This is a genomic window from Paractinoplanes deccanensis (assembly GCF_016862115.1).
GTDB lineage: Bacteria > Actinomycetota > Actinomycetes > Mycobacteriales > Micromonosporaceae > Actinoplanes > Actinoplanes deccanensis.
The window spans coordinates 108,426-125,279 of sequence record NZ_BOMI01000021.1; the positions used below are offsets into that span (position 1 = coordinate 108,426).

Consider the following 16,854-nt stretch of genomic DNA (forward strand, 5'->3'; position numbering starts at 1 on the left):
TCACCCCGTCCCGACCGCGATCGCCACCGGGCCCGCCGTGCTCTCCAGCAGCAGGCTGTGCAGGGTGACCTCGCCGGACCGCAGGGTGGTGCGGCCGTCCTCCGTGCCGGCGACGGCCAGCGGCGCGGACGGCGGCGCTCCGAGCTTGCCCAGGACCTCGCGGCACGTCCAGACCCGCAGCGCGCCCTCGCGCCCGGCCCGCTCCGCCACCCGCCGGTCCGCCGCGGTCAGCGGGGGAGGCTCCGCACCGGCCCGCTGCCAGTCGACCGCCACCCGGCCGGGGCCGGCGGCGACCAGCAGGTGGTCGCCGAGGTGGCTGGCCGAGACCGATCCCGGCCCGGCGCTCACCAGGCGCCCGTCCGCGGCGTGCGTGACCGGCGCGCCCGCCAGCCAGCCGGCCACCGCCGCGGTGTGCGCCGGGCCGGCCCGATCGGCCCGGGCGGTGACCAGCTCCACCGGCGGGGCCGGGCTGAGCCCGGCCAGCGTGCGGGTGAGGCAGGCGCCGGCGAGCTCCAGCGGCCATCGCGTGATCCCGGTATCGCGGACGGCCCGCAGCCGCAGGCCGGTCCACTCCTCCACCGGCGCACCGGCCTCGTCGGTCACCTCCAGGTCGAAGACGTATCCGGGCGGGTCCTCGGACCGCTGGCGGGCCGAGACGGTGAGCCGGCCGGTGGGCGGGCGGTGCATCCGGATCTCGTCCACGCCCACGGGCAGCACCATCCGGCCGGGCACACACACCTGGAGCAGGTGCAGGAACGCGTCGCGGGCCGCGGGATCGCCCAGGAGCAGGCGCTGGTCCAGGAACGCGGAGAACCACGGCTCCCGCGGGCCGGCGTCCACGACGCCCACGCAGCGGTAGGCGCCCACCGCCCGGTAGCCGAGCACGCGCCGGAACCGCGGGCCGTGGAAGAACAGCGGCCCGTACAGGTGCCCGGCCGGCATCTCGGCCACCCGGAGCGGGGCGGTGGCCCGGCCCGGCGGTGCCGCCGCTCCGCCGAGCCGGGCCCGGAAATGCTCGGTGGCGAAGCCGGTCTCGTCGCTGCGCAGCACCACGTCCACAGTGCCGTCGTGCCGCGCCAGGGCGGCCAGCCGCAGCGTCCGGCGGTCGCGGTCGGGCACGGTGACCGGGTGGTCGAGCCGGACGCCGGTGACGAGCGCCGCCGGCCCGGCCAGCGCCGCGGCGCACTGGGCCATCGCCTCCAGGCCCAGGACGGCCGGCAGCACGGCCGCCCCGTCGATGCGGTGATCGTTCAGGTACGGGTCGGTGCCGGTCGACACCCCGGCGGCCGCGACCAGCTCGGTGCGGGGCGTGTGCACCAGCGGCGTCTCCAGGAACCGCCCGGCCACCGGCTCGCGCTCGCCGAGCCAGCGCAACACCGGTCCGGTGGGCAGCCGGCCGGTGACCAGCACGGTGGGCGGCAGGCCGGCGGTGGACAGCAGGCGCAGCAGGGTGGCGGGGCCGGCCTCCACCGGTATCGGGTCGAGGCCGCGCCGGATCAGCCCGTCGAGGACGCCCAGTCGCACGCCCATGCCGGCGCCAGACCAGGCCGACCACTCGACGTTGAGCCAGCGGGTGCCGGGCCGCTCCTCGGCCAGCCGCGCGCAGCGCCGGGCCAGCCATTCGTTGGCCACCGCGTAGTGCGCCTCGCCGGCCAGCCCGGTGCGGGCGATCACCGAGCCGAAGGTGACCGCGAAGGCCAACTCGCCGGGGTCGAGCGCGGCGAGCACGTTGTCGAACCCGCCCGCCTTGGCCGCGGCGGCGGCGTCCATCGCCGCGACGTCGAGGTCCGGGATGAGCGCCGGCGCGTTGCTCCCGGCGGCGTGCAGCAGCCCGCGGACCGGGCCGTGCCGGCGCCGCACCTCGCCCAGCACCCGGGCCAGCGCGCCGGCGTCGGTCACGTCGGCCACCCGGTAGTCCGCGCCGGGCAGCCGGGACAGCGTCGCCCGCACCTGCGGGTCGGTGCCCGGCGCCCGGCCCAGCAGCACCATCCGCGCGCCGGTGAAGCCGGCCAGCGCGACCGCGCACTCGGCGCCGATGCCCTTGGCGCCCCCGGTCACCACGCACACCTCGCCCGCACGCAGCGGGATCCGGTCCGGGGCGGCCGGGGCGAGCGGCACCGGCGCCATCATCGGCACCTGGCGCCGGCCGTCGCCGGTGAGGACCAGCTCGGCGTAGGGGGCGAGCTCGCGCCGCGCCTCGGCGGCGGCCCGGGCCACGCCGGCCGGGTCGGCGGGCACCTCGGCCACCAGCACCGGGACGCCCGGGGCCTCGGCGGCGAGGCTGCGGCCGACGGCGGCGCCGACACCGCCGTGATGCACCACGACGAGCGGCACGCGGTCGCGGTGCGCGGCTTGCAGCGCCGCGACCACGTCCGCCGCCGGTGCGGGGGCCGGCCACGGCGGCAGCGCGAGGACGTACGCCGGGGCGCCCTCGGACGGGCCGAAGGCGGAGCGGACCGCATCGGCCAGGGGGTGGCCGGCGAGGTCGCCGACGACGGTGAACGAACGCGGCGCCGGATCGCCGCGGCGCGCCTCCTCCGGGACGAGGACGGGGGCGAACGCCCGCACCCAGGGGGCCACCCCGGCCGGGGGCGCCTCGCCCTCGTCCGCCGCGGGGAGGTCCGCGACGGTCTCCGCCAGCTCGCGGACCGTCGCGGTGCTGAGCGCGAGCGGCGCGGCCGGCATCGCCCGGCCCAGCCGCGCGGCCACCGCGGCGGCGAGCTGGGCGACCCGCAGCGAGGTCAGATGCAGCCCGGCCAGCAGCCGGGCGTCCGGCGCGATGGTGCCGGCGTCGAGCTCCAGGGCCTCCGCGACGGCGGCGACGGTGACGGCCAGCGGGTCGTCGTCCCGCTCGGCGGTCCCGGCCGGCGCGGCCGGGGCGGGTGCCTCCCGGCCGGCGGCCGGCGGGGCGGCCTCGCACGGGTTGCTCAGCAGCACCCGCTCGCGGCCGAGCGGGAAGGGCCGGGTGAAGCGGCCCGCGTACAGCGGCGCCAGGGTGCGGCACCGGCCGGCGGCGAACAGCGCGGCGGTGACCGACGCGACGCCCTCGGCGGACGGTGATCCGGCGTCCAGGCAGACCACCGCCGGCCCGGCCAGGCCGGCCATCACGTGGCCCGGCCCGACCTCGACGAACAGGCCGGCGGAGAGCCGGGCCAGCGCGGGCGCGAAGCGCACCGGCGCGGTCAGCTGCCGGACGAGCAGCTCCACGGGGTCGTTCGCGGCGGACAGCCAGCCGCCGGTGACGGTGGAGGCCACCCGGCGGCGGATCGGGCGCCAGGCCAGGGCGGCGGCCGCCGACTTCACCCGCGGCGCGGCCGCCGCCATGGCCGGCGAGTGGAAGGCGTGCGCGACCGGCAGCCAGGTGGCGTCGATGCCCCGGCGCGCCGCCTCGCCGATCACCCGGCCCACCGCCATACGGCCGCCGGAGATCACGGTGCGGCGCTCGCCGTTGTCGGCCGCGATCACCACGTCGGTGCCGCGCAGCAGGTCGGCGACCGTCTCGGGATCGGCCCGCAGGCTCGCCATGCCGCCGGGCGCGGGGTCGGCCTCGGCCATGGCCGCGCCGCGCGCGGTGGCCAGCGCGTACGCGTCCGCCTCCCGCAGCGCGCCGGCCCAGACCAGCGCGCCGATCTCGCCGAGGCTGTGCCCGGTCGCCATGGCCGCGTCCGCGCCGATCGCGGCCAGCCAGCGCAGTCCGGCGAGGATGCCGCGCATGATGGCCGGCTGCGCCACGTCGGTGCCGGCGACGCCGGCCGGGTCCGCGGGCAGCGCGAGGGGATCGTCGTATCCGGGCGGGAGCGCGCCGAGCAGCGCGCCGAGCGCGCCGGGCCCGGGATGGCACGGCGCCGCCTGCCCGGGAAACAACAGCGCGACGGACGGGCGTTCGGGCCCGCCGAGGAACACCCGGCGCACGGGGTCGATCAGCGTGGTGACGCCCCCGTCCAGCCGGTCGCACCCGTGCCGGGCGGCGGCCGCCAGCTCGTCCGGGGCGGCGACCGCGGCGGCGAACCGGTAGGGCGCGTCCACCGTCTCGCCGCCGGCCAGGGTCGCCGCCAGGTCACCCAGCTCGCCGCGGGACAGCGTGCCCGCCAGCTCGCCGGCCCGGGCCAGCTTCGCCGACAGCGCCTCCCGGCTCGCGGCGGCGCAGACCACGACCTCGTGGCTCGGCGGCGCGGCGCCGAGCCGGCGCTCGGCGGTGCTGAGCCGGCCGCGCCGCCGGGACGTGATCCCGCCGAGCACCGCGTGCACGTTGATGCCGCCGAAGCCCATCGCGCTGACCGAGGCGTAGCGCCGGCCCGCCGGCCACGGCCGGGCCTCGCCGAGGATCTCCAGGGCCGCGCCCGGCTCGGTGAGCAACGGGTGCGGTTCCGCGCATCCGGTGGTCGGCGGCAGCACCCCGTGGTGCACGGCCAGCACCGCCTTGAGCAGGCCGGCCACCCCGGCCGCCGCCTTGGTGTGGCCGAGGTTGGCCTTGATGCTGCCCAGCGCCGCCACGTGCTCGGCGCGGCGGCGCAGGGCGAGCAGGGCGCCGAGCTCGGCGCGGTCGCCGACCGCCGTCCCGGTCCCGTGCCCCTCGACCAGGCGCACCGCCCCGGGGTCGAGGCGGGCGTGCTGGTAGGCCCGGCGCAGGGCCAGCGCCTGACCGGCGGGCTCCGGCCGGGTCAGGCCCCCGCCGCCGTCCGACGACATCCCCCAGCCCAGCAGGTGGGCGTACGTGCGCAGTCCCCGCTCCCGGGCGAACGACTCGCGGCACAGCACCACGACGCCGCAGCCCTCGCCGGGCAGGAACCCGGTCGGGCGCCGGTCGTACACCCGCATCTCGCCGTGCGCCATCGCGCCGACCCGGGCGAAGCCGACCAGCTCGAACGGGTCGAGGCTGAGGTCGACCCCGCCGGCGAGCGCCACGTCGAGCCGGCCGTCGGCGAGCGCGCCCGCGGCCGTGGCGACGGCCAGCAACGACGAGGCGCAGGCGCCGTCCACCGTGTAGCCGAGACCGTGGAAGTCGAAGTGGTTGCACACCCGGCCGGCGATCGTGTTGGCCAGGGCGCCGGCGAGCGTCTCGTCGGACGGCTCCGGGAACGGCTCCTTGTACGCGCGCTCGATCGCCTCGACCAGGCGGGACTGCTCGGCGGCGGGCAGGCCGGCGCCGGCCAGCGCGCCCAGCACCGAGCGCCGGACGTACGGCCAGCGGGTCCGCATCGCGGCCGCCCGGGAGAACTCGCCGGTGAGCGTGTTGCCGAGCACCACGCCGGCGCGGCTGCGATCCAGCCCGTCGCCGTCCGGGAACCCGGCGTCCGCGAGCGCCGCCGAGCTCACGTCGAGAGCGAGCCAATGTGTCGTGTCGACGGCCCGGAACGTGGGGCCGGCGACCCCGAAGCGCTGCCGGTCGAACGTCCAGTCGCTGATCAGCCCGGCCCGGGTGACGTACGTCTGGTCCGGGCCGTCGCCGCCGTAGTCGGCCAGGGGGAGCCGCTGCGGCGGCAGCCGGCGGAAGGAGCGCCGCCGCGCCATGACGTTCTCCCACAACCGTTGTGGGCCGTCCGCCTCCGGGTAGCGGCACGCCATCCCGATGACGGCCACTCTCTCGGTCATCCGTCCGCCGGCCACCTGGTCCTCCTAGCCCCCGACGCGGGCAGCGGCCTCCGGCGCCTGCGCGGCAACCGCGGGCGGCCGGTCCGGCGTCGTGATCTCGGTCCGCTCGCGGCGGGCCTTGCGGGCGAGGGTGAACAGGAACCGGCCGGCGCACACGATGGTCAGCGCGTAGAACAGGCCGAAGGTGATGTGCGCGACGACCAGCAAGCCGTAGACGCCGGCCGTCGCCGCCCCGAACAGCACCTGGTCGCGCGGGCGGGAGGGCGAGGTCTGCGGGTCGGTGATCATGTAGTTGGTGAACAGGATGAAGGCGACGCCGGTCACCACCAGCAGGGTCGAGGCGAGCGTGTCGGGCAGGAACGCCGCCCGCAGGACGGCCTGCGCCAGGAAGCCGCCGACCCACCCGGCGATCAGTGGCATCCGTCCGGTGAGCTTCGCGTTGATCATGGTGCCGGCGACCAGGATGGCGGCCGGCAACGCCCAGTCGATCACCGAGCCGGTGTTCTCGGTGAACTGGTACGGCGGCGCGATCGACACCCAGGTGAAGCAGAGCAGCGTGGCGGCGATGCCCAGGTTGCTCGGGTTGAACAGGTGCCGCGGCACGCCGCCCACCCGCAGGCGCAGCACGTACTTGCTGCCGATCGCGACGGTCACCGCGAAGACCGTCGGCATGAGCCGCTCGTTGCCGTAGAGCAGCATCGCGCAGGCGAGCGCCGCGATGTGCGCGGGCAGCAGGAAGTTCACCATGGCCGTGGCCGAGCCGCGGTACCGGGCCGGGCGGCGCTGCGCCCACGCGTCCACGGTCTCCAGGACCAGGCTCAGGGGGTACGCCACCAGCAGCGCCACGATCGGCGTCAGGTACGCCTGCTCGAAGCCGAGGAACGCGTGCCCGGCGATGGTGAAGACGGTGATGGACGCGGCGAACCGGCGTAGCGCGGTGAGCCCCTTGGCGGACCGGCCGGGAACTTGAGAGGCGGTCATCGCGGTTCCTCCTGCGACGGATCGATGCCGGGCGGCGCTAGGCGCCGAGGGTCAGGTCGTGCCAGCCGGGCGCCAGCGTGCGGGTGGTGGTGTGCCGTCCGGCGGCGTCGCGCCAGGCGACCGACACGGTCGCCGGGCCGCTCGCCGCGCCCAGCCCGAAGAGCAGCTCGGGGGCGTTCACCCCGGTGTGGCCGTTCGCCGGGTAGAGCTGGCCGCGCAGCACCGTGCCGTCGGACCGGGTGACGGTGACCGCGGCGCCGACGGCCGGCCGCGGCCGGGCCCCGGGCCCGGTGCCCGGCAGCAGCAGCCGCAGGCCCAGATGCGCGCCGGCCGTGCCGGTGTTGTGCAGGAACTGCGAGCGGGCCCACTGGTTCGCGATCAGCAGGTCGGCGCGCCCGTCGTGGTCGACGTCGCCGACCGCGAGGCCCCGGCTCGGACCGTGGTTGACGATGCCGAGCCGCTGCCCGATGTCCACGTAGCGGCCGCCGGCGTCCCGGGCGAAGAACGGGTCCCGCTCCCGGCCGGAGATGTCGGTGTCCGCGTCGAAGTTGGGCCACGCCGCCGGGAAGCGCACCACGTCGTCGTTGGCCATCGCCAGCTCCTGGAGGTTCGCCCAGCGGTTCACCCGGCCGCGGACGAAGCCGACCGCCTGCACCAGCTCGTCGGTGCCGTCGCCGTCGAAGTCGGCGGCCTTGACGTCCCAGCCCCAGCCGGTGCGGGACAGCCCGAGCGGCTCGCTGTCGTCGCGGTACGGCGCGTGGCCGTCACCGAGCGGGCCGGTGCCGGTGCTGACGAACGCGAAGTTGCTCTCCTCGAGGCCGCGCTCGACGGTGATGTTGCTGACCACGATGTCCGGCCGGCCGTCGGTGTTCAGGTCGGTGAAGGTGACGCCCATGCTCTTGAACGAGTCGTCGGCCAGCCGCTTGGACTTGGGGGTGTTCGCGCCCCGGTCGCCGCGCAGCTCGGCGAACGCCACCCGGCCCGGCACCGACCGGTTGTGCAGCAGCTGGTCCGGCCCGAAGTCGTTGGCGACGTACAGCTCGGGCAGGCCGTCACCGTCCAGGTCCTGCGCGCCGGTGGCCAGCGTCCACGAGTCGGACGAGGCGCCGCGCAGCGCCGCCGAGGCGTCGTCGTAGCGGGGCACGCCCACGTCACCGGACCGCTCCACCCGGGCGAGCCGCAGGATCCGGTTGGTGCCGGCGTTCGTCGCCTTCGACATGGAGTCCTGCATGCGCATGTGCGGGTCGTCGCGGGCGGTCCCGTCGAGCACCCGGGCGCCGTCCGGGAAGTAGTTGCCGATGAACAGGTCGAGGTGGCCGTCGCCGTCGAAGTCCACCACGTTGGCGGTGGTGCTGTTCCAGATCTCCGTGGGGCGCGGCACGATGTCGGCGGCGCGGAAGGCGTCCGGCCGCAGCGGCACGCCGGGCCGGCGCAGGTAGGCGATCGGCGTCCGTCCCCAGAAGTGCACAAGGACGTCGGTCCAACCGTCCTCGTTGAGGTCGGCGGGCACGCAGCCCATCGGCGCGGTGGTCCGCGCGTCGTACGCCACGCCCGCCGGGGTCAGCGGGAACGCCGCGAAGCGATCGGCGCGGTCCGGCGTGGACCGGACGGTGACCGAGTCGTCGCGCGGGTCGACCAGGCAGGCCTCGCCGGGCAGCCCGTCGCCGTCGAGGTCGGCCAGGCCGGCGGCGGCGCCCACCGCGGAGATCCAGCCCTGGATGTGCTGGATGGCCGGCTGCACGACCCGGTGCGTGCGCGCTCCCGGCGGATCGCCGTTGACGTCCTGGACGGTGAAGCCGTATCGCCCGGCCAGCGCCGCGGTGTCGGCGGCCGGCGCGGCCGGCAGCCGGGTGAACCAGCCGGCGCCCACGCACAGCCCCGCGGCGAGCAGGCCGACCAGCGCGGTCCGCCCACCCCGCCGGGCGCTCACGCCGCGTCCTTCGCGCCGGCCGCGGCCGCCAGCCGCTGCACGCGCCGCCGCCATTCGCGGTAGGTGCTCGCGCCCGCCGACGGTCCGTCCAGCCCTTCCCGAGCGGTCCAGGTCCACGCCGCGGCCTCGCCGGCCTCCGCACCGGCCAGGGCGCGCACCGCGACATCGGTCTGCTCCGTCAGGTCGCCGCCGAGCCGGCGGGCCTCGGCGGCGAACGCCGCGCCCTGCGCGAGCGCCGCACGGTGGTCGTTCGCCCGCTCGGCCAGCAGCCCGTAGGCGCCGGCGTCCACGCCACCGGCGTATGCGGCGGCCAGCCCGGCGCCGCTCCACAGGTCGCCGTGATGGCGCGCCGGCATCGCCGTGATCAGGCCGGCGAGCCGGTCCGGGTCGCCGCACGCCCGGAACCAGAGGGAACGGCCCAGACCCTGATACTCGATCTCGCACACCGCCGAGCACGGGCCGGCGTGCCGCCGCCACCGGCCGAGCCGGGCCGGCCCGGCGAAGAACCCCTCGCAGAACCCCTTGCCGTCGTAGGCCAGCCAGCGCAGCAGCGGCGCCGGCGCGCCGATCCGGCCGAGCCGCCGGCGGTGCAGCTTGGCCATCGCCCAGCCGCTTCCGACGTGGAGCAGGTAGGCGTACCGGTCGCCGTACGCCGCGTGCAGTGCCTCGGTGCGCCGCGTCCCGGTGGGACGGGCGGCGTCCAGCAGGGCGGTGGCCATGGCCGCGCCCTCGGCGGCGAACCCGCGCCGTGGCGCCGGCGTCGCGGCCAGGTCGGGCGGGTCGTCCGGCCCGGTGGCGAGCTCGGCGTTGAAGCCGTCCAGAAACGCGCCGGCCGCCGCCTCCAGATGCGCTCGGGTGGCCGCCGGCTCGGTGGCGAACCCGCGCGACGCGAAATCGACCAGCGCCGGGCGCAGCACGAGCAGCCGTCGCCAGCCGAGCCGGTGCGGCGCCGTTCTCGCTCCTGTCATGTCGGCCTCCCGGTGAGCACAGGACCGCAGCCAAACACGAGCGGGTTGACCGACTCTGGAACGTTCTGGAGCCGACTGGACCGGCCCGGCTGCCCGGCCGTCCGGGGCGCTCGGGCGTCCGCCGGGAAGAAGTCCGGGCACCCGCGCACGCCGTAGGATGAGGCCGACACCCTGGCGCCGATGCGAGCGAGCAGGTGGGTGCGATGCGAATGGCACAGTTGGCCGAGCGGAGCGGCATCGCGATACCGACGATCAAGTACTACCTGCGGGCCGGGCTGGTGCCGCCCGGGCGGGTCACCGCCCGCAACCAGGCCGAGTACACCGAGGGGCACCTGCGCCGGCTGCGGCTCGTCGACACGCTGCTGACCGTCGGCGGCTTCCCGGTGACCGCGGCACGCGCGATCCTGGCCGCCGTCGACGACGTGCGCGTGCCGTCCCGCGAGCTGATCGAGACGGTCCAGGCGGCCGCGCGCGCCGGCCGCGCCCGGGTCGTCGGCGACGACCTCCGCGAGCGCGCGGAGGCGACCGTCAGCGCGTCCCTCGGCGCCGGCCCCGCGCCGCTGGACAGGCTGGTCGAGGCGTGCGCGGTCGCCGATCTGCTCGGCGCGCCCGGCCTCGGCGCCGCGCTCGAGCAGTACGCGGCCGCGGCCCGCACGAGCGCCGCCTGCGACGACGCCGTGCTGCGCGCCTACGTGGCACGCGCGCAGCGCACGCCGCCCGAGCGCGACCCGGCCGTCCGCGAGGCCGTCGTGGTCGTCCTGGTGCTCGGCGCCGTGGTGCGCTCGGCGCTGGTGAGCGCGGCGCAGCGCGAGCTGCTGACGCCCCGCCTGACCGGCGCGGCGACGGGCCCGGCTCAGTTCCAGGGCATGACCGGGAACCAGCCGTACCCGAAGAGCGAGGGCACCCGCAGGTCCCAGTAGACGACGAGGAAGGTGCCGAGCGCGATCAGGGCGAGCCCGGCCGCCCGCGCCACCCGCTCCGGCCGCCATGCCCGGCCGCCTCCGCGGCCGACCAGGGCGAGGACGCCGCCGAGCACGGCGACGACCAGCAGGTTGCCGGCCGACTGGAGGATGAACACGCCCGCGCCGTACAGGGGATTGCCGGTCTGCGCCGCATACTCGATCAGCTTGTCGAACAGCGGGTACGGGCGGCCGATCAGGAAGCCTCCGATCAGCGCGCCGAGCACCACGAGCCGCGCCCGGGGCCGGCGGGCGAAGGGGTCGGGCAGCACGCCGAGGGTGCTCAGGCCCAGCGCGACGAAGGCCACGCCGATCAGGCCGAAGACGACGTAGGACTGCACCAGGCGCACCGGCATGCCACCGGCCGTCACGCGCTCGGAGAGCTGTGGGAGCCGGTCCGCGAGCAGGACCGCGGCGAAGCCGTAGGCGGCCGAGACGGTGAGCATGCCGGCCGTCAGCCAGCCGAGGCCGGTTGCCACCGCCCGCACCCGGCCGGAGGAGCCTCCGGCCAGTTGCGGCAGCGCGCCGAAGACCGCGATGTTGCAGGCGGTGAAGGTGAGGGCGCGCGGCGGGTGTCGGCACCGGCGGGGGTGGCTCGGCGCCGCTGGGTCACGCTCATGCCGGGTCGTCCTGTCCCTCGAACAGCGTGTCGAAGAGCTCGATGCGCCGGCGGGACAGCGGCACGGTCAGGTGCAGCCGCCCGGGTGCCGGCGGCGCCGGGACCGGCGCCGGAGCGGGAAGCAGGCCACGAATCCCGCGCGCGGCGAGGGCTCGTCCCGCGGCGCCGTCCGGGTCGGCGACCGTCACCCACGGGATGTCGGGATGCCCTGATATGACGGCGAAGCCGCCGGCGGCGAGCTTCCGGGCGAAGGGCGGCTTCACCTCGCGGACGCGCCGGCGCAGCGCGGCCAGCGGGTCACCGGCGGCGAGCACTCCCAACGCGGCCCGCAGTGCCGGCTCGCCGATCAGCATGGGGGTGATCAGCTCGCGGACCCGGGGCGCGAGCTCCGGCGAGCAGATCGCGTAGCCGGCGCGCAGGCCGCCCCAGGAGTACGCCTTCGTGAACCCGCGCAGCACGACCAGGTTGCCGGTGTCCGCGGCCACTGTGGCGCAGCTGCCGGCCGGGCCGAGGTAGGCGGCCGCGCTCTCGTCCACCACGACCACCGCGCCGGTCTGCGCCGCCACCCCGGCCAGCCGCACGACGTCCGCGAGGGCGAGGACGCCGGCGTCGAAGCCGGGGCGGTCCAGCAGCACCAGCGCCGGCCGGCACTCGCGGATCCGAGCCGTCAGCGCCGCGGCCGTGGCCACGTGGACGTCGGAGCCCGCGAACGCGGCCCACGCCTGGAGGTCCGGATGGGTGTGCTCGGGCGCCACCACCGGCCCGCCGTCGGCGAGTCCGGCGAGGTCGCGCAGCAGCGAGGTGACCCCGGCGCCGAAGGACAACTGGCCGGGCGGCACGGGACGGCCGAAGAAGCGGCTGACCACCGGTGCGCCGCGCACCCCGCCGAACGGGTCGTCCACCGGGTAGTGGCCGGCCACCTGATCCGCCTCGGCGGCGACATCCGCCCAGATCTTGCCGGGCGCCGGGTCGAGCAGTTCCGTCTCGTCGTCCGCGTACCGCAGGTCGAGCCGGACCTCGCCGGCGTCGGCGCCCCAGCCCGTCACGGCCAGGGCCTCGGGCGGTGCGAGCAGCGCCCGGGCGGCGACCAGCACGCCCGGCGGCCCCGCACCCGGCGCGGCCCCGGTGAGCTCCACGTGCTCGGTGCGGAAACCCGCGGCACGGACCAGCCCGGCCAGCTCGGTGGGGTGGTAGTAGCGGACCGTGCCGCCTCGCCCGGTCAGCGGATCGACGTCGCCCCCCGCGGCGGCCTGGTCGAGGATCAAGGTCCCGCCCGGCCGCAGCCGGCGGCGCACCTCGGCCAGGAAGCGCCGGTGCTCCGCCTCGCCGCTCGTCCACCGCCACCCGGCGCAGACGGCGGCGTCCGCCCGCGGGTCACCGGGCGCCGGCGGCCAGGCGGTGACGGTCCGGCCCGGCCGGGCGAGCTCGCCGGCCGGCCGGGCGGCGTCCGGCCCGGCGACCAGGATGCGGTCGGCGGGCGGCCACCGGTCCAGCAGGCGGCCGACCGCCCCGGCGGAGGTCATCGGCCGATCAGGATCTGGCGGAGGGTGGCGCCGCTGCGGTCGCCGAGCGCCTCGTCCGACGGCTCGTAGAGGCAGAACCGGTGCCCGGACGGGTCGGTGAAGCGGATGGTGCGGCCGATCCGCTTCGACCCGACGCCGCGCCCGGTGAAGGTCAGCCCCGCGGCGGACAGCTCGGCCGCGGTGCGGTCGATGTCCGGGGTGTGGAAGACGAGCAGGTAGGTGTCGTGCCGGATGCGGCGGCCGTCCGCGGCGAGCGGCGCCGCGGTGAGGACGATCGGCACCGAGCCGGTGGCGAAGGCGGCCGTGCCCGGATCGGGTTGCCGCAGGCCGAGCACGTCGCGGTAGAAGGCGACGGACGCGGCCAGGTCGGTGACCCGCAGGCGCAGCTCGGCGACCACCGGGGGCCGATCGCCGAGGAGGAAGTGGTGCCCGTGCGGATCGGTCACCAGCCGCGACCCGCCGGCGCAGACGATGGTCAGGCCGTCGGAGCCGGAGAGGCGGAAGCGGGAGGCGGGGGAGAGGTTGAGGGACAGGATCACCGGTCCCGCGGCGTACTTGACGACGCCGTGCCGGTGGCCGGGATCGTCGTCGGTCTCGATGACCGGCAGGCCCACCCGCTGCTCCAGGTAGGCCCGTTCGGCGGCCAGGCCCTGCGCCTCCAGGAAGATGTACGGCAGTGGTCGATCTCGAAGGCTCACCGGCTTCTTCTCTCTTGCTTCGTTCGGGTGTGGCGGGTGTGCCGGCCACCGTCAGGTGCGAGGCTGGTCCGGACAACGCCGTTCACACCAAGCCATTCACCAGGTGGGGGTCGCCATGATCATCGGAAGTCATGCCACGATGTACAGCGCTCGTGCTGACGAGGACCGGGCCTTTCTGCGCGACACGCTGGGCCTGTCCGCTGTCGACGCGGGAGGCGGCTGGCTCGTCCTCGCGCTGCCGCCGGCCGAGCTGTCCGTGCATCCGGCTGAGGCCGTGCCGCGCGGGGACCTGGCCGACCTCGTCGAGCTGTACCTGTTGTGCGACGACCTCGACGCGACGATCGCCGAGCTGCGCGACAAGGGCGTCGACATGTCCGGCGAGATCACCGACGAGGGATGGGGGCTGGTCACGTCGATCCCGATGCCCGGCGGCGCGCGTCTCGGCCTGTACCAGCCACGGCATCCGACCGCGCACTGACGAGATCGCCGCGCCGGCCGGCGTTGCCGCGCCGGCCGGTGTCGCGGTGCGTGGCGGGCCTATTGCTCCTGCTCGTCCGCTTCCCGTTCGGCGGCGGCGAGCGCCTCCATCATGCCGCCCTTGGCGTCGAGCGACTCGTGCTCCACCATGATGCCGTTCTGGAACGTCACCACGTCCGTGCCGGTGAAGGTGGTCGCCCGGTTGGTGGCGGGCTGGCCGAGCCACTCGCCACGCTGGGTGCCGGACAGCCGCCAGCGGAAGGTGACCTTGTCGCCTTCGGACTTCATGTCCTCGATGGTGAACTCGCCGTCCGGGAACGCCGAGCGCAGATGCTGGATCTTCAGCTTGAGCCCGAGCCTGTCCTTCGTCGTTCCGGGGATCGGCGTCTTCTCGATGTTGCCCTTGCGCTTGACCAGGGCGTCGACCAGTTTCGTGTTCCCCGTGTTGAACGCCTCGGTCATCCGGCGAATGGCCTGTTCGTTGGCTCGCTGCCCTTCCGATTGCGTCATGTCAGCGCCTCCTGCGCTCGCCGATTCGCGTTCTCGTACGTTCTCCGAGCCTAGGGACGAACCGGCTCGGCGGGCTTCTCCCACCTTGCTCGCCCGGCCCCGGCGCGGTCCGCGGCCACCTTGATCCGGTCGAGCAGCCGGAGCTGCTCGTCCAGCGGCGGCATGCGCACGTTGGTGAAGAGCACGTGATCGACGCGCCACTCGTCGAGGCGCCGCAGGTCCTCGGCGACCTGGACGGGCGAGCCGCCGAGGAAGGGGCGCCGGCCGCCGAGGGAGGAAAGGGTCAGCGGCGTCGCGGCCCGCACCACGATGGACAGCCGGGCCGGGTCACGGCCGGCCCGCGCGGCGGCGGCCCGGAACCTGCCGATCGCCGCCGTGAGCCGCTCGAACGACATGGACGTCGGGTTGAACCCGTCGGCGATGCGGGCGGCCCGGTCGATGGCGGCCGGTGCGGCCGCGCCGACGAGCAGGGGCGGGCCGCCGTCCTGGTGCGGCTTGGGCCCGAAGTGGCCGGCCGGCATCCGGTAGAAGCGCCCCTCGTAGCTCACCGGGTCGGGCGCCCACGCCGCGCGCAGCGCGCCCACGAAGTCCTGGAGCCGGTCGCCCCGCTCGCCGAACGGGACGTTCTCCGCGTCGTACTCCGCCCGCATCCATCCCTGGCCGAGCCCGGCGACCAGGCGCCCGCGGCTCAGCCGGTCGAGCGTGGCCAGCCGGCGTGCCAGCAGGACCGGGCTGTGCAGTGGCGCGGTCAGCACGCTCGTGCCCAGCCGGACGCCGCTGGTGAGGGCCGCGACGAAGGCGAGCGTGTCGACCGGGTCGTAGGTCGTCCGGTAGTAGTCCGGCAACGGCCGTGGCGGGCCCGGCGGCTGCGCGACGTCGCCCGTGGGGCAGAGCTGCCGCTCGTGGGTCCACACGGCCGCGTACCCCAGTGCCTCCGCCTCCGCGGCCAGCCGGACGATCGTGTCCTCGGTGGCGTGCGGCCCCGAGGTCAGCAGGTCAACTCCGAGGTCCATGACCGGCGCACTCCGCGTCCGCCTCGGCGAGGGCCCGCGCTATCGCCGCGCAGTGCTGGGGCTCGAGCCGGGGATTGGTCTGCACGAAGGCGATCCGCCGGAGCAGCCGCATGCTCTCGTCGGCGAAACCGGGCGGATAGTCGCGGCCGGGCACCCGTGCCCAGGGATCGTTACGGGCGTCGATGCCGACGTGAGCGATCATGGCGCGGAACTCCGGCGCCCAGTGAGCACCCGTCGTGGGGAGGTAGCGGTCGGTGCTCATCGCCGGGTAGCAGTGCTCGATCTCGCCGCCGGCGAACAGCTCTCGCGACGTGGTGACGTGCCGGATGCCCCGGGTCCGGACGGCTCTGGCGAAGGTCTGGCAGGCGCTCTCGTCCGGGAACAGCAGCGGCGTCATCCAGCCCGAGTCGCCCCGCGGGTCGTGGCCGGGCACCCGGCGGTAGGTGCGCGCCGGCCCGGTGAGGTCGAAGATGAGGTCGCGCGCCTCGCGCAGGCGGCCGAGCAGATCGTCGAGGCGCTCGGCCTGCGCCAGCGCCACGGCCCCGGTCAGCTCGTTCATCCGCAGCCCGGTCGCCGGCATGACGCGGTCCTCGACGGCCAGCGCCCGCTTGCGTGCCGGGAACGTGCGGCCACCGGTGTAGAGGACCGCGAACTGGTAGAGCGCGTCCGAGTTCGTCGCCAGGAAGCCCCCGTCGCCGGCGGCCACGAACTTCATGAACTTGGTGCTGAAGATCGCCGCGTCACCGATGGAGCCCACCCGGCGGCCGTGGTGGCTCACGCCGGCCGCCTGGGCGTTGTCCTCGATCAGGGCGATGCCGTGCCGGTCCGCCAGCGCCCGCAGCCCGGTCAGGTCGCAGGAGGCGCCGAAGAGGCTGACGGCCATCACGGCCCGGGTGCGGCCGGTGACGAGGCGCTCCACGTCGGCGACGGAGAGCCCCAGCGTCTCGTCGACCTGGGCGATGACCGGGACCGCGCCGCACAGGATCACCGCGTCGGCGCACCCCACCCAGGTCACGGCGGGCACGATGACCTCGTCGCCCGGGCCCACGCCCAGGCCGAGCAGCGCCGCGGTGAGCGCCGCGGATCCGGACACCGTCGCGTGCACGTGCTTGACGCCCAGCAGCGACTCCATGGTCTCCTCGAAGCGCCCGACGAAGGAGCGGGCCGCGGGCACCTCGTAGCGCCAGAGCCGCTTGCCGCGCAGCACCTCCAGGACGTAGCGCTCCTCCGCCTCGCCGGTCATCTCCGCGCCGGTCGAGGTGTAGGGGACGTCCACATAGTTCGCGAGTCCCGCGAGCCGCAGCGCCGCGTCGTGGCGCTCGCCGCCCACCGCGTCCCGGATCAGCGACAGCACGACCGAGACCGCGGGTGGCGACGCGGTACGGGCGAGATGCCGCATCACCTCGGCGATCTCGCAGTCGTCCTTCGTGACGAACGCCTTGCGGAACTCCTCGTGCGCCTCGTCGCCGGAGATCGCCGCGTAGGCGGCGCCCTGGAGGTCCTTGACCGCCTTGCGGGACTCGTCCGGGCTCCCGCCGGTGGCGAGGGCCGTCAGCGCGCTGCGCAGATCCTTGAAGTCCATGG

Annotated in this window: 12 protein-coding genes; 2 read left to right on the top strand and 10 right to left on the bottom strand. The window is 76.2% G+C overall.

What is annotated here, in order from left to right; genetic code table 11:
* Genes Ade02nite_RS06865 through Ade02nite_RS06880 form a run of 4 tightly spaced genes read right to left on the bottom strand, consistent with a single transcriptional unit; the run spans position 1 to position 9,471 of the window.
* Complete coding sequence (locus Ade02nite_RS06865; RefSeq protein WP_203760672.1) at positions 1–5,592, bottom strand: type I polyketide synthase; 5,592 nt, start codon at positions 5,590–5,592, stop codon at positions 1–3.
* A 24-nt stretch (positions 5,593–5,616) separates the two neighbouring features.
* Positions 5,617–6,573, bottom strand: coding sequence for an enediyne biosynthesis protein UnbU (locus Ade02nite_RS06870; protein ID WP_203760673.1), 957 nt, complete (start codon positions 6,571–6,573; stop codon positions 5,617–5,619).
* A 37-nt stretch (positions 6,574–6,610) separates the two neighbouring features.
* A complete protein-coding gene (locus Ade02nite_RS06875; protein WP_203760674.1) occupies positions 6,611–8,503 on the bottom strand; it encodes a CRTAC1 family protein in 1,893 nt (630 codons plus the stop codon).
* Positions 8,500–9,471 (bottom strand): DUF1702 family protein, encoded by a 972-nt coding sequence (locus tag Ade02nite_RS06880; RefSeq protein WP_203760675.1) that lies wholly within the window; start codon positions 9,469–9,471, stop codon positions 8,500–8,502. Before Ade02nite_RS06880 ends, Ade02nite_RS06875 begins: the two co-directional genes overlap by 4 nt.
* A 203-nt stretch (positions 9,472–9,674) precedes the next feature.
* Between Ade02nite_RS06880 and Ade02nite_RS06885 the strand changes: the two genes are divergently transcribed.
* Positions 9,675–10,391, top strand: a complete 717-nt coding sequence (locus tag Ade02nite_RS06885) for a MerR family transcriptional regulator (RefSeq protein ID WP_203760676.1) — start codon at positions 9,675–9,677, stop codon at positions 10,389–10,391.
* On the opposite strand, the gene Ade02nite_RS06890 is transcribed toward Ade02nite_RS06885, so the two are convergent.
* From Ade02nite_RS06890 to Ade02nite_RS06900, 3 genes are all read right to left on the bottom strand, one after another.
* Positions 10,325–10,909, bottom strand: a complete 585-nt coding sequence (locus Ade02nite_RS06890) for a hypothetical protein (protein ID WP_203760677.1) — start codon at positions 10,907–10,909, stop codon at positions 10,325–10,327. The genes Ade02nite_RS06885 and Ade02nite_RS06890 overlap by 67 nt on opposite strands.
* Positions 10,910–11,045: 136 nt before the next feature.
* A complete protein-coding gene (locus Ade02nite_RS06895; RefSeq protein ID WP_203760678.1) occupies positions 11,046–12,572 on the bottom strand; it encodes an aminotransferase class I/II-fold pyridoxal phosphate-dependent enzyme in 1,527 nt (508 codons plus the stop codon).
* Positions 12,569–13,270 carry a VOC family protein gene (locus tag Ade02nite_RS06900; protein ID WP_203760679.1) on the bottom strand — a complete coding sequence of 234 codons (702 nt, stop codon included), beginning with the start codon at positions 13,268–13,270 and terminating at the stop codon, positions 12,569–12,571. Before Ade02nite_RS06900 ends, Ade02nite_RS06895 begins: the two co-directional genes overlap by 4 nt.
* Before the next feature lie 115 nt (positions 13,271–13,385).
* Here Ade02nite_RS06900 and Ade02nite_RS06905 point away from each other — a divergent pair, with 115 nt between their 5' ends.
* Entirely contained in the window at positions 13,386–13,748 is a 363-nt protein-coding gene (locus Ade02nite_RS06905) for a VOC family protein (protein WP_203760680.1), read from the top strand.
* Positions 13,749–13,807: 59 nt separating this feature from the next.
* On the opposite strand, the gene Ade02nite_RS06910 is transcribed toward Ade02nite_RS06905, so the two are convergent.
* From Ade02nite_RS06910 to Ade02nite_RS06920, 3 genes are read right to left on the bottom strand one after another with little or no spacing between them, the layout of a single operon-like run.
* The gene (locus Ade02nite_RS06910) at positions 13,808–14,257 is read right to left on the bottom strand and encodes an ester cyclase (protein ID WP_203760681.1); all 450 of its coding nucleotides are present in this window, start codon (positions 14,255–14,257) and stop codon (positions 13,808–13,810) included.
* A 50-nt stretch (positions 14,258–14,307) separates the two neighbouring features.
* Entirely contained in the window at positions 14,308–15,270 is a 963-nt protein-coding gene (locus Ade02nite_RS06915) for a TIGR03619 family F420-dependent LLM class oxidoreductase (protein ID WP_203760682.1), read from the bottom strand.
* Positions 15,254–16,852: an aminotransferase class I/II-fold pyridoxal phosphate-dependent enzyme gene (locus Ade02nite_RS06920; protein ID WP_203760683.1), complete on the bottom strand. Its 1,599-nt coding sequence runs from the start codon at positions 16,850–16,852 to the stop codon at positions 15,254–15,256. The genes Ade02nite_RS06915 and Ade02nite_RS06920 overlap by 17 nt, the downstream gene beginning before the upstream one ends.
* Between the last annotated feature and the right edge of the window lie 2 nt (positions 16,853–16,854).

Coding starts and splice junctions, on each gene's coding strand:
- Ade02nite_RS06865 (WP_203760672.1), bottom strand. CDS start 5,592: ATGACCGAGAGAGTGGCCGTCATCGGGATGGCGTGCCGCTACCCGGAG.
- Ade02nite_RS06870 (WP_203760673.1), bottom strand. CDS start 6,573: ATGACCGCCTCTCAAGTTCCCGGCCGGTCCGCCAAGGGGCTCACCGCG.
- Ade02nite_RS06880 (WP_203760675.1), bottom strand. CDS start 9,471: ATGACAGGAGCGAGAACGGCGCCGCACCGGCTCGGCTGGCGACGGCTG.
- Ade02nite_RS06885 (WP_203760676.1), top strand. CDS start 9,675: ATGCGAATGGCACAGTTGGCCGAGCGGAGCGGCATCGCGATACCGACG.
- Ade02nite_RS06895 (WP_203760678.1), bottom strand. CDS start 12,572: ATGACCTCCGCCGGGGCGGTCGGCCGCCTGCTGGACCGGTGGCCGCCC.
- Ade02nite_RS06905 (WP_203760680.1), top strand. CDS start 13,386: ATGATCATCGGAAGTCATGCCACGATGTACAGCGCTCGTGCTGACGAG.
- Ade02nite_RS06910 (WP_203760681.1), bottom strand. CDS start 14,257: ATGACGCAATCGGAAGGGCAGCGAGCCAACGAACAGGCCATTCGCCGG.
- Ade02nite_RS06915 (WP_203760682.1), bottom strand. CDS start 15,270: ATGGACCTCGGAGTTGACCTGCTGACCTCGGGGCCGCACGCCACCGAG.
- Ade02nite_RS06920 (WP_203760683.1), bottom strand. CDS start 16,852: ATGGACTTCAAGGATCTGCGCAGCGCGCTGACGGCCCTCGCCACCGGC.